This is a genomic window from Streptomyces sp. NPDC102402 (genome assembly GCF_044765765.1).
Classification (GTDB): Bacteria; Actinomycetota; Actinomycetes; order Streptomycetales; family Streptomycetaceae; genus Streptomyces.
The window spans coordinates 1,085,473-1,097,699 of sequence record NZ_JBIWKR010000001.1; the positions used below are offsets into that span (position 1 = coordinate 1,085,473).

A 12,227-nucleotide genomic window follows, 5' to 3' on the forward strand; every position below is an offset into this window, starting at 1 on the left:
GCTGCGGATGGCCGGTGCGGGGCTCGGCCTCGCGCTGACCGGAGCGCTGACGGCCGCCTGCGGACCGGAGGCGGCGGACCCCTCCTCCCGTGGCACGGGGACGCCGAAGCAGGGGAAGGGCGGCGGCACCGCCACGCCCGCGGACGGAGCGCCGCGTCCCCTGTGGCGGGAGAAGGCCTCGGTGGGCACTTTCGGCAACCACGAGGTGCTAGCCGTCGTCGGGAACGTGGTGCTGGTCGCCGGCGACCCGCTGGTGGGCCGGGACCTCGCCACCGGCAGGCAGGTGTGGTCCCGGACGGGCGTCGCCACGCCGGGCGCACGCCTGATCATGGGCGGTGACACCCTCTACCTGGCCAGTGGCGAGTACGACGGCGACGTCGTGGGTCTCGATCCGGCCACCGGGAAGGAGACGTGGCGCAGCCACCTGGGCGGGCGGTACGCCCAGCCCAGGCCCGTCGGTGCCGACGCGGAACGCGTCTACGTGATCGCCGGGATCCTGGAGAAGGACCTCAGCTCCCGCACCAACGTCCTCGCCGCCATCGACGTACGCACCGGCAAGGCCGTCTGGAGCGAGCGGCGCGACACCGGGACGGAGGAGTCCGGCATCACCTCGGTGGTGTCGGGCAGCCGTCTCGTCTACACGGACCACAGGAAGAACCTGACCGCCCGTGACACCGCGACGGGCCGTCAGCTGTGGACGAAGAAGATCAGCAGGTCCAACTTCGACAGGCTCGCCGTGCAGGGCGGCACGGTGTACGTCGCCGACGGTGCGCACATGCGCGCGCTCTCCCTGGAGGACGGCGGTGAACGCTGGGCGCTGGAGGCCGGGAAGTTCGCCTCCTTCAACGGCCCGACCGTCCTGGACGGAGTGCTCTACGTCTCGGACAGCACCCATGCGCTGTGGGCCGTCGACGCCAGGACGGGCGAACAGAGGTGGCGCAACACCGACCTGCTCGGCCTCTCGTCGCCGGTCCAGTTCGCCAAGGTCGGCGACACGCTGTACGGCGCGACGGAGTTCGACGAGGACGGCGGCGTCCAGGCCTACGACGCGGCTGACGGCAGACTCCGCTGGACCTACAACGACGGTGCGGGCACGACGGAGCAGTGGTACGTCGCGGCCTCCGGTGAGCGGCTGGCGGCGCTGCACGGCAAGTGGATCCAGGCGCTCCCGGCCGTGTGACCATGGGGTGGGCGGGCCCTCCATCTGCCCGCCCACTGAGCACCTCGTCCCGCATAACGGACAGGGTGTCCAGATCTTGGCACGGGGGGCGTACGCTCGAAGACAGTCTTTTCTGTCGAAGGAGCGAGAGACGATGCCCCAGCTGAGGTCCCGCACTGTCACCCACGGCCGCAACATGGCGGGCGCCCGCGCCCTTATGCGGGCGTCCGGCGTAGCCAGTGAGGACATTGGCAAGCCGATCATCGCGGTGGCCAACTCCTTCACCGAGTTCGTGCCGGGCCACACCCACCTCGCACCCGTCGGCCGTATCGTCTCCGAGGCGATCAAGGCCGCGGGCGCGGTGCCCCGCGAGTTCAACACCATCGCGGTGGACGACGGCATCGCCATGGGACACGGCGGCATGCTCTACAGCCTGCCCTCCCGTGACCTGATCGCGGACAGCGTCGAGTACATGGTGGAGGCCCACTGCGCCGACGCCCTGATCTGCATCTCCAACTGCGACAAGATCACCCCCGGCATGCTGATGGCCGCGATGCGCCTCAACATCCCCACGGTGTTCGTCTCCGGCGGTCCGATGGAGGCGGGCAAGACCACCCTGGTCGACGGTACGGTCCGCACCCTCGACCTCGTCGACGCGATCTCGGACGCCGTCAACGACAAGATCTCCGACGCGGACATCCTCCGTATCGAGGAGAACGCCTGCCCGACCTGCGGCAGCTGTTCGGGCATGTTCACCGCCAACTCGATGAACTGCCTCGCCGAGGCGATCGGCCTGGCCCTTCCGGGCAACGGCTCCGTCCTCGCCACCCACACCGCCCGCAAGGCGCTGTACGAGAACGCCGGCCGCACGATCGTCGACATCACCAAGCGCCACTACGAGGAGGACGACCACTCCGTCCTGCCCCGCAGCATCGCCACCCGCGAGGCGTTCGAGAACGCCATGGCCCTCGACATCGCGATGGGCGGCTCCACCAACACGATCCTCCACCTGCTGGCCGCGGCCCAGGAGGCCGAGCTCGCCTTCGGCCTCCCGGAGATGGACGAGATCTCCCGGCGGGTCCCCTGCCTCGCGAAGGTCGCCCCCAACGTGGCGCCCGGCGGGACGTACTACATGGAGGACGTGCACAGGGCCGGCGGCATCCCCGCCCTCCTCGGCGAGCTGCACCGCGGCGGGCTGCTCAACGAAGGCGTGCACGCGGTCCACTCCGGCAGCCTCGACGAGTGGCTGAAGAACTGGGACGTCCGCGGCGGCTCCCCGTCCCCCGAGGCCGTGGAGCTCTGGTACGCCGCCCCCGGCTGCGTCCGCAGCGCGACCGCCTTCTCGCAGTCCGAGCGCTGGGACAGCCTCGACACGGACGCGGCCGGAGGCTGCATCCGGGACATGGAGCACGCCTACTCCGAGGACGGCGGCCTGGCGGTCCTCAAGGGGAACCTCGCCGTGGACGGCTGCGTCGTGAAGACGGCGGGCGTCGACGAGTCGATCTGGACCTTCGAGGGACCGGCCGTCGTCTGCGAGTCGCAGGAGGACGCCGTCGACAAGATCCTTCGCAAGGAGATCACGCACGGCGACGTCATCGTCATCCGCTACGAGGGCCCCAAGGGCGGCCCCGGCATGCAGGAGATGCTCTACCCGACGTCCTTCCTCAAGGGACGGGGCCTCGGCAAGACCTGCGCGCTCGTCACGGACGGCCGGTTCTCCGGCGGTACGTCCGGCCTCTCCATCGGGCACGCCTCGCCCGAGGCGGCGTCCGGCGGCACGATCGCGCTGGTCGAGGACGGCGACCGGATCCGGATCGACATCCCGAACCGCTCGATCGAGCTGCTCGTCGCCGAGGACGACCTCGCCGCCCGCCGTGAGGCGCTGAACGGCGTGTACGCGCCGAAGAACCGCGACCGCAAGGTCTCCCAGGCGCTGCGCGCGTACGCGGCGATGGCGACCAGCGCGGACAAGGGTGCCGTCCGCGACGTCTCCAAGCTCGGCTGATCCCAGGCTGTCCCGTCCGGCCCCGTCCCTGGTCTCACCAGTGGGCGGGGCCGTTCGCGTCCACGGCGAAGACTGACCCGTCCGGCGCGGTGCCGATGACACTCCTGCCCAGGACCACGGGGGCCGGCAGCGACGCGGCGTGGCCCAGCTTCCCCTCCCTCAGCCGCGGGCGTGTCTGGCCCAGCAGTGTTCCGCGCTCCGTGTCCACGGCGAGCAGCCGCCCGTCGGCGGCCGAGAAGTACAGCCGCCGGCCCGCCCCGAGGACCGGTGCCGAGGTCATCCCGACAGCCGTCTCCAGCCGCCAGCGTTCGACCCGCCCGGCGCCCGGACGGACGTCCACGGCCAGCAGCGTCCCGCCGCGCTCCAGCAGGAAGGCGGTGTCCCCGTCGACCACGGTCTCCGGTCCGTTCATGCGGAAGGGCAGGGAGACGCGGGTCGTGCTCCGCCGCTCCGGGGCGTAGCGGACGAGCCCGGTCGTCTGGGCCTTCTCGTTCATGGAGGTCAGCAGGAGTGCGCCGTCCGACGTCCCGGCCGGGGTGAGCATCCCGTCCAGCCGCCGCTGCCAGGCCGTGTCGCCGGTCTTCGCCTCGACGGCAGTGATCAGCGTGCTGGACCCCTGCGCCGAACTCTCGAAGGCGTACGCGAGCCCGGTGCCGGCGTCGTACAGGCCGTAGCCCGGCCGTTCGTGGCCCGGGAGGGTGCGACGCCAGCGGGACGTCCCGGTCTCCGCGTCGAGCGCCTGGAGCGAACCGTCCTGGCGGACCGTCAGCAGCGTGTCGCCCGCGGGCAGCGGGTCGTCGAGGTACGCGGAGAGGTCCGTACGCCAGAGCCGGGCGCCCGTGCCGGGGGCGTACGCCCGGAGATCCTCGCCCGCCATGACCGCGTAGGCGGCCCTCCCGGACAGGGTGCTCCCAGGCGGAGCGGCCTGTGCCGACGTGTCCCGGTGCGACCAGAGGACCCGGCCGTCCGAAGGGTCCAGCCGGGCGGCGCCGAACCCGGCGGAGACGCAGAGGAGCGCCGGGTCCGTACCGGCTCCCGCGGTGCACGACGGCGTCGAACCGCCCTGCGACCGCAGGGGTGTCTCCCACGGTACGAAGGCCGCCGCGGACCCCTTCGCGGCGCCGGCCCCGGTCTCCGGCACCCCGGACCCGCCCCAGACCCCGGCCGCCGTGAGACCTCCGGCCAGCAGCAGCGCTGCCACGGCCACGGCCACGACCGCGAGCCGCCGCGCCCGGCGGTTCCTCACCGGACCCGGCCCCGGGAGAAGCCCGGCCGCCGCCCGCACGTGCGTGGTCCCCTCGTCCGCCTCCACCGACTCGGCGGCGACCGGCCTCCGCTGCACGGGGATGAAGGCGGCCGCCTCGTACGACGGAGGGTGCAGCGCGGCCATGATCTCGTCAGGGGTGGGACGCTCCGCCGGGTCCTTGGCCAGGCACCGCCCGACCAGGGGCGCGAGATCCGCGGGCACCCCGGCCAGATCGGCCTCGTCGTGCACCACCTGATAGGCCACGAGGTACGGGCTGTCCGAGTCGAAGGGCCCCCGGCCCGTCGCCGCGTGGACCAGCACCGCGCCGAGCGCGAACACGTCGGCGGCCGGGCCGACCTCGCGGGGGCGCTGGAACTGCTCGGGCGCCATGTACGGGGGTGAGCCGATCAGCTTGCCCGTCTCCGTGCGCAGATCGCTGTCGTAGGGCCGGGAGATGCCGAAGTCGATGACCTTCGGCCCCGAGTCGGGGAGCAGCACGTTGCTCGGCTTGAGATCGCGGTGGATGACACCGGCCCGGTGGATGTCGCGCAGCGCCTCCGCGAGCCCGGCGGTGAGCCTGCGCAGCGCGGCGGGGCTCATCGGCCCGTTCCGCTTCACCTGCGCGGAGAGTGTGGGGCCGGGGACGTACAGCGTGGCCATCCAGGGCAGGGCGGCAGCCGGATCGGCGTCCACCACCGGCGCGGTGAACGCCCCGCTGACCCGCCGGGCGGCCGCGACCTCCTGCCGGAAACGCGCCCTGAACTCGGGGTCCGCCGCGTACTGGCGGTGCACCACCTTCACCGCGAGCTGCAGCCCGGAGGCGGAGCGCGCCAGGTGTACGACACCCATGCCGCCCGCGCCGAGACATGCCTCGAGCCTGTACTGCCCGGCGTACTCAGGATGCTCCGCTTCCGGATGTGATCCGGTCCCCTGCAGCGGCGGCATCGCCCACCCCCGTGTGTTCGTGCGCAAGCGCGACGCACGGAGCCTAGTCGATGGTGCGTGCGAGCAGCGTGGGGCTTGTTAGCCTGCGCGTCACACGCATCGCTTTCAACGGGGGAGGCCCTCATGGGTGTTGAAGAGAACGCCGCCGGCACAGTGACCGCGGACGCGGACGCGGACGCGGAGGCCGCGGAGGAGGTCACGACGCTCGCCGCGGGCACGGTCGTCTACCCGATCGCTCCGGGCTACCGCGTCAACGTACGCCGGGGACCCGGCACGCAGTACGGGATCGTGCGCACGCTGCCGTACGGGATGAGCGTCCCGGTGTACTGCCAGAAGCCGGGGGAGCGGGTGACCGGCCCGTACGGCACGTCCAACCTCTGGGACAACATCGCCAACGGGCAGTTCGTGGCCGACGCCTACGTCAAGACGGGCAGTGACGGATACATCGCACCGCGCTGCGACTGACCGGACCGTCGCGCACCCGGGGATAATCGATTCCGTGAGCGAGAACAGCGAAGCCCCCGGAACGTCCTCGGCCGCGCCTTCGGGCGGCACCACGCCAGGGCCGCAGCCCGAACCCCTCCGTTTCTTCGGTACGACCTGGGTCGACCACGACGGCGGGTACGGGCTGCGGCGCGCGGCCGTCACCGCGGGCTCGCTGGCCGCCGCCGTCGCCTCCTGCCTCGTCCTGCGCTTCGCCTACCAGGGCCTGGAGATCGCGGAGGTCGACAGCCTCGTCGGCGTGCTCGTGGTGCTGATGTTCGCGGTCTGCAGCGCCATCGCCTTCCGCAAGACCTGGGAGGGCTTCACGCGGCGCCCCGCGGACCCGTCGGCCGACGACAGGCTCCGCGGCCTCAAGTCGATCGGCTTCATCGGATCGCTCCTCGCCTACTTCATCCGCTCCTTCCGCGAGGCGCCGGGCGAGAAGCTGCGGCGCACGGAGTACGAGACGGCGCTCGCCCGGTACACGAAGCGCCGGTCGTCCCGCACCGGCAACCCGGCGGCCCGCAAGGGCGCCAAGGGCAAGCGAGCCGGGCGCCGGTAAAGAAGCGGCGATTCCCGCCCGCGCGGGCCGGTCCGGACGCAGCATGGACCCATGTCCGCAACCGTGCCCCGCGCCCTCTCCTTCGACAGCTCCGCCGCCCTGTACGCGGCGTTCCGCCCCGGATACCCGCCCGCGCTCCTGGACACCGTCGAGGAGCTGGCCGCACGCCCCCTGAGGGGTGCCCGTGTCGTCGATGTCGGTGCCGGGACGGGCATCGCCACCCGGCTGCTGCGCGACCGGGGTGCCCGGGTGACGGCCGTGGAGCCGGGTCCCGGGATGGCGGGTGAGCTGCGCCGCGCGCTGCCGTCGCTGCCCGTCGTCAGGGGGGACGGCAACCGGCTCCCTCTGGCCACGGCGTCGGCCGATCTGATCACCTACGCCCAGGCGTGGCACTGGACCGACCCGGCCCTGGCGCTCCCCGAGGCGCTCCGTGTCCTGCGTCCGGGCGGCGCTCTGGCGCTCTGGTGGAACGTCGCGGACCAGTCCGTGCCGTGGATCGCCGAGCAGGACACCCGGCTGCGAAGTCACTTCGGAGTGGAGGACAGTGCGCACGGCACTCCGGGCGGCACCGACTCGCGCAACCTCCCGCAGCTGTCCGGCGGCGGCTTCGCCGAGCGGCTGCTGCCGTGGTCCCGGACCGTGCCGGTCGACGCCCACCTCGCCAACCTCTCCAGCCACTCCGCCTTCCTGGTGCGCGGAGGGGCGGACGCCGAGCCCAACCGCCGTTTCCTGGACGAGGAGCGCGGACACCTGGCCTCCGTGTTCCCCGACGACATGGTCGAGGAGCACTACGTGGTCGAACTCGCCGTGCTGACGCGCTGACGGACGGGCCCGGCCCGCCGCGTCCCTTGACGAGGCCCGCGGACGGCACGCATATTCATCACATGATGAATTCCCCGCGCGCCACGGGCGCGAGCGCCGTCGAGGCCCGCTCCCTCACCGTCGTACGGGGGCGCCGCCCGGTCCTGCGCGGACTCGACTTCACCGTCGAGCCGGGCAGGATCACCGGTCTCCTCGGCCCGTCCGGCTGCGGGAAGTCGACGTTGATGCGGGCCGTGGCCGGCACCCAGGCCAAGGTCACGGGCACCCTCGACGTCCTCGGGCGCCCCGCGGGCCACCCGTCCCTGCGGTCGCGCGTCGGCTACGTGACCCAGGCCCCGTCCGTCTACACGGACCTCACCGTCCGGCAGAACCTGGACTACTTCGCGGCGGTGCTCCGGCCGGGCCGCACACACCGTGCCGCACGCGAGGAGTCCGTAGGCCGAGCCATCGGCGACGTCGACCTGACCCGCCACGCCGACGTCCTCGCCGGAAGCCTCTCCGGCGGCCAGCTCAGCCGCGTCTCCCTCGCCGTCGCCCTGCTGGGCACCCCCGGACTCCTGGTCCTCGACGAGCCGACGGTCGGCCTCGACCCCGTGTTGCGCCGCGACCTGTGGAACCTCTTCCACACCCTCGCCGCCGAACGGGGCACCACGATCCTCGTCTCCTCCCACGTCATGGACGAGGCCGAACGCTGCCACCGGCTGCTCCTCATGCGCGAGGGCGAGATCCTCGCCGACGACACCCCCGGCGCCCTCCTTGCCCGTACCGGCTCCGCCACCGTCGAAGAGGCGTTCCTCCGCCTCGTGGACGAGGCCGCCACCTCTTCCGTCGCCTCTTCCACCGCCTCTTCCGGCGCCGACGACGAAGCCGCCTGCCCCCGCCAGGAGACGACCCGATGAGCAACGAAGCCCCCGCGCTCTCCGCGGCCCGGACCCTCGCCACCTCCGGACGTGTCCTTCGCCAGCTCCGCCACGACCCCCGCACCATCGCGCTGCTGCTGGCCGTCCCGGTCCTGATGATCACGCTGCTGCGCTACGTCTTCGACGGCGACCCGCGGACCTTCGACTCCATCGGAGCCTCACTGCTCGGCATCTTCCCGCTGATCACGATGTTCCTGGTGACCTCCATCGCCACCCTCCGCGAGCGCACCTCCGGCACCCTCGAACGCCTCCTCGCCATGCCACTGGGCAAGGGCGACCTGATCGCCGGGTACGCGCTGGCCTTCGGAGCCGTCGCCGTCGCGCAGTCCCTCCTGGCCACCGCGATGTCCGTCTGGGTGCTCGGCCTCGACGTCGTCGGATCGCCCTGGCTGCTGCTCCTGGTCGCCCTGCTCGACGCGCTCCTCGGCACCGCGCTCGGACTGTTCGTCTCGGCGTTCGCCGCCTCGGAGTTCCAGGCGGTCCAGTTCATGCCCGCCGTGATCTTCCCGCAGCTGCTGCTGTGCGGACTGTTCGTCCCGCGCGACCGGATGCACCCGGTCCTGGAGGCCGTCTCCGACGTCCTGCCCATGTCGTACGCCGTCGACGGGATGAACCAGGTCCTGGCCCACACCGACATCACCGCCGGCTTCCGCCGGGACGTCGTGATCGTCGCGGGCTGCGCCCTGCTCGTCCTGTGCCTGGGCGCTGCCACCCTCCGCCGCCGCACCACCTGACGGCGCGGTGCGAGGATGGCGCCGACGAACCAGTCCCGCGCACCGCCACCCGGAGGATGAACCGCATGTCCCAGACCGTCGCAGTCCTCGGCACAGGGAAGATCGGCGAGGCCCTGCTCAGCGGCATGATCCGGGCCGGCTGGCGCCCGGCCGACCTGCTGGTGACGACCCGCCGCACCGAGCGCGCCGAGAAGCTCCGCACCCGCTACGGCGTCGAGGCGGTCACCAACGCCGAGGCCGCCAAGAGCGCGGACATCCTCATCCTCGCGGTCAAGCCCCAGGACATGGGCACCCTGCTCGCCGAGCTCGCCCCCCACGTCACCGCCGACCGCCTCGTCATCAGCGCCGCCGCGGGCATCACGACCGGGTTCATCGAGGACGCTCTCGCCGACGGCACCCCCGTCGTCCGCGTCATGCCGAACACCCCTGTGCTGGTGGACGAGGGCATGTCCGTCATCTCCGCGGGCAGCCACGCCAAGGGGGAGCACCTCGACCACGCCGAATCGATCTTCGGCGGCGTCGGCAAGACCCTCCGGGTCCCCGAGTCCCAGCAGGACGCGGCCACCGCCCTCTCCGGCTCGGGACCGGCGTACTTCTACTTCCTCGTCGAGGCGATGACCGACGCCGGCATCCTGCTCGGCCTGCCCCGCGCCCAGGCCCACGACCTGATCGTCCAGGCGGCGATCGGGGCCGCGGTCATGCTCCGGGACAGCGGCGAGCACCCGGTCAAGCTCCGCGAGGCCGTCACCAGCCCGGCGGGCACGACGATCAGCGCCATCCGGGAGCTGGAGAACCACGGCGTACGGGCCGCGCTCATCGCCGCCCTCGAAGCCGCCCGCGACCGCAGCCGCGAGCTGGCCGCCGGCAAGGGCTGACCGGTCTACTTCACCGCGGCCACCAGCTCCTCGCTGCGCACCACCTTCGCGAACCCACCGCCGTGCAGTGTCACGGCGGTGGCCCGCGACAGCTCCTCCGCGCTCAGCTTCCAGCCCCACGGGCCCACCGTGTCGAAGGTGTACGTCGCGTCGAGGGCGAAGAACACCTCGTAGCCGAGATTGCCGCCCATGCGCGCCGTCGTCTCGGCGCACATGTTGGTCTGGATCCCCGCCACCACGATCTGCCGCACCTCGGCCGCCCGCAGCCAGGCATCCAGATCGGGGGTCCCGTAGAAGGCCGAGTTGACCGACTTCGTCAGGAACAGCTCCGGCCCGGTGCCCCTTCCACGCCGCTCCTCGACGTACTCCTTGAAGGCGTTCCCCGCCCAGCCCTCCCGGAGGGGCGAGTCCGGCTTCGGCGAGTCGTGCCGTACGAAGACGACGGGCCGGCCGCCCGCCTGCCAGGCGTCGATCAGGGCCGCGATGTTCCGATCGGCCTCCGGGTTGTTGCGCGGACCCCAGTGGGCCTCCTCCTCGAATCCCTGCTGCACGTCGACAACCACCAGCGCTGCGTTCTCCGCGATCTCCATGCGCATCACTCTCCTCTCCGCGGCCACCCCCGCCCAGAGCGTGGAAAGTCATCGACCGATGGTTTACTGCCACGATGACCGTGCCGTCCGACCGCCCCTTCCGTATCGCCCTGGTCGCGTTCCCCGGCGTCCGCGCCTTCGACGTCTCGGTCATCACCGAGGTGTGGGGAGTGGACCGCACCGACCGCGGCGTACCGGCCTTCGAACTGCGCCGCGTGGCGAGCGAACCGGCCTCCGTCCCCCTCCGCGGTGGCCTGTCCCTCACACCCGACCGGACGCTGTCCTGGCTCAGCCGCGCTGACCTGATCGTCGTCCCCGGCCTCGACGACCATGTGACGCCGGCGCCCGATCCGGTGCTCGAGGCCCTGTGCCGCGCCCACGACCGGGGCACGGCGATCGCCGCGCTCTGCGGCGGGGCCTTCACCCTTGCCCAGGCCGGCCTTCTGGACGGCAGACGGGCCGTCACGCACTGGAACCTCACCGAACTGCTCAAAGCGCGCCATCCAGGGGTGACCGTGGTGCGCGACGCCCTCTTCCTGCACGACGGCAACATCTGGACCTCGGCCGGCACCGCCGCGGGCATCGACCTCTGCCTCCACCTGGTGCGGGCGACCCAGGGAGCCGAGGCGGCGGCGACGATCGCGCGCTCGATGGTCACGGCACCCTTCCGTACGGGGACCCAGGCGCAGTTCATCGAGCACCCCACGCCCCACGCCGACCGCGATGCGGACGCGCTCGCACAGGCGCGCGCCTACGCGTTGACCAGGCTGGCGGAACCGCACACGGTGACGGGGCTGGCCGCCCGGGCCGGCATGTCCGCCCGTACCTTCGCCCGCCGGTTCCAGGCCACCACGGGGACGACACCGATGCGCTGGCTGATCACCCAGCGCATCGCCGCAGCCCAGAAGCTCCTGGAGAGAACCGACCTGGCCCTCCCCGAGGTGGCGCGACGCGCCGGGTTCGGCAGCGAGGTGACGATGCGCCAGCACTTCGCCGCGCACCTGGCCACCAGTCCGCGTGACTACCGGCTGGCCTTCCACGGCCGGGGGAGCAGGAGGGAGGTTGACACGCCCGCCCCGGGTCCGTAGTGTGCTCCGAGTTGTCCGACGTGAGCGCCGACTCCGGTCGGTCCCCGGACAGCCATTCCGCAGTAACCACTCGAATCGACCGACATCTGTCGCGTCCTTTTACGTGCGCACGTGCGAAATGAGGAATCAGTGTTCGAAGGTGACCCGATTAGCGTCGGGGCCGGGGATTCCGCTAAAGTCTCACTCGTCGGAACGGCCCAAGGGCCGGGAAGACAAGCCCCACTGACTGGGAATCAGGCCCGAAAGGATCTGATAGAGTCGGACTTGCCGGAAAGGGAAGCGCGAAAGCGAAGAACTGGAAAGCGAAACCCGCTTCGACCGGGAATCGGACACGAAAGAGTCTGATAGAGTCGGAAACGCAAGAACAGAAGGGAAGCGCCCGGAGGGCCCCGGTGAAACGGGACCGAAGGAAGCGTCCGTTCCTTGAGAACTCAACAGCGTGCCAAAAGTCAACGCCAGATATGTTGATACCCCGGCCTGCTTCGGCAGGTTGGTGGTTCCTTTGAAAAGTCCTGCCGGCCCTTAACGGTCCGGTAGGCAACAACAGCGAGGACGCTGTGAACGACCGGTCATATTCCGACCTGGTCGTTCCGCTCTCGTGTTGTGATCCCGATTACGGGAAAACATTCACGGAGAGTTTGATCCTGGCTCAGGACGAACGCTGGCGGCGTGCTTAACACATGCAAGTCGAACGATGAAGCCCTTCGGGGTGGATTAGTGGCGAACGGGTGAGTAACACGTGGGCAATCTGCCCTTCACTCTGGGACAAGCCCTGGAAACGGGGTCTAATACCGGATA

11 protein-coding genes and 1 rRNA gene are annotated in these 12,227 nt (G+C 71.4%); 10 read left to right on the forward strand and 2 right to left on the reverse strand.

The genetic code is table 11. The features are described 5' to 3' along the window. Positions 1–7 precede the first annotated feature (7 nt). Both ACIRJR_RS04700 and ilvD read left to right on the forward strand, forming a co-directional pair. A complete protein-coding gene (locus ACIRJR_RS04700) occupies positions 8–1,180 on the forward strand; it encodes a PQQ-binding-like beta-propeller repeat protein (protein WP_403773842.1) in 1,173 nt (390 codons plus the stop codon). 133 nt (positions 1,181–1,313) lie between these two features. After that, the gene (ilvD, locus tag ACIRJR_RS04705; protein ID WP_403773700.1) at positions 1,314–3,164 is read left to right on the forward strand and encodes a dihydroxy-acid dehydratase; all 1,851 of its coding nucleotides are present in this window, start codon (positions 1,314–1,316) and stop codon (positions 3,162–3,164) included. Positions 3,165–3,198: 34 nt separating this feature from the next. On the opposite strand, the gene ACIRJR_RS04710 is transcribed toward ilvD, so the two are convergent. Further along, on the reverse strand, positions 3,199–5,355 hold the full coding sequence (locus tag ACIRJR_RS04710) for a PQQ-binding-like beta-propeller repeat protein (protein ID WP_403773845.1): 2,157 nt from the start codon (positions 5,353–5,355) through the stop codon (positions 3,199–3,201). 123 nt (positions 5,356–5,478) lie between these two features. Here ACIRJR_RS04710 and ACIRJR_RS04715 point away from each other — a divergent pair, with 123 nt between their 5' ends. The 6 genes from ACIRJR_RS04715 to proC all read left to right on the forward strand — a co-directional run bounded on the left by ACIRJR_RS04715 (position 5,479) and on the right by proC (position 9,751). Then, a complete protein-coding gene (locus ACIRJR_RS04715) occupies positions 5,479–5,820 on the forward strand; it encodes an SH3 domain-containing protein (protein WP_403773703.1) in 342 nt (113 codons plus the stop codon). A 34-nt stretch (positions 5,821–5,854) separates the two neighbouring features. Further along, positions 5,855–6,400 carry a hypothetical protein gene (locus tag ACIRJR_RS04720; protein WP_403773706.1) on the forward strand — a complete coding sequence of 182 codons (546 nt, stop codon included), beginning with the start codon at positions 5,855–5,857 and terminating at the stop codon, positions 6,398–6,400. A 51-nt stretch (positions 6,401–6,451) separates the two neighbouring features. Beyond that, positions 6,452–7,222, forward strand: coding sequence for a class I SAM-dependent methyltransferase (locus tag ACIRJR_RS04725; RefSeq protein WP_403773709.1), 771 nt, complete (start codon positions 6,452–6,454; stop codon positions 7,220–7,222). 62 nt (positions 7,223–7,284) lie between these two features. Then, positions 7,285–8,121: an ABC transporter ATP-binding protein gene (locus ACIRJR_RS04730; protein WP_403773712.1), complete on the forward strand. Its 837-nt coding sequence runs from the start codon at positions 7,285–7,287 to the stop codon at positions 8,119–8,121. Continuing rightward, positions 8,118–8,876: an ABC transporter permease gene (locus tag ACIRJR_RS04735; RefSeq protein WP_403773715.1), complete on the forward strand. Its 759-nt coding sequence runs from the start codon at positions 8,118–8,120 to the stop codon at positions 8,874–8,876. The genes ACIRJR_RS04730 and ACIRJR_RS04735 overlap by 4 nt, the downstream gene beginning before the upstream one ends. Before the next feature lie 65 nt (positions 8,877–8,941). After that, a complete protein-coding gene (gene proC, locus ACIRJR_RS04740) occupies positions 8,942–9,751 on the forward strand; it encodes a pyrroline-5-carboxylate reductase (protein ID WP_403773718.1) in 810 nt (269 codons plus the stop codon). Positions 9,752–9,756: 5 nt separating this feature from the next. Here the strand turns inward: proC and ACIRJR_RS04745 are convergent, their stop codons facing one another. Then, positions 9,757–10,341: a cysteine hydrolase family protein gene (locus ACIRJR_RS04745; RefSeq protein ID WP_403773721.1), complete on the reverse strand. Its 585-nt coding sequence runs from the start codon at positions 10,339–10,341 to the stop codon at positions 9,757–9,759. A gap of 74 nt (positions 10,342–10,415) precedes the next feature. Here ACIRJR_RS04745 and ACIRJR_RS04750 point away from each other — a divergent pair, with 74 nt between their 5' ends. Both ACIRJR_RS04750 and ACIRJR_RS04755 read left to right on the forward strand, forming a co-directional pair. After that, the gene (locus ACIRJR_RS04750; protein WP_403773724.1) at positions 10,416–11,429 is read left to right on the forward strand and encodes a GlxA family transcriptional regulator; all 1,014 of its coding nucleotides are present in this window, start codon (positions 10,416–10,418) and stop codon (positions 11,427–11,429) included. A 626-nt stretch (positions 11,430–12,055) separates the two neighbouring features. Continuing rightward, a 16S ribosomal RNA gene (locus ACIRJR_RS04755) occupies positions 12,056–12,227 on the forward strand; the annotation flags it as partial.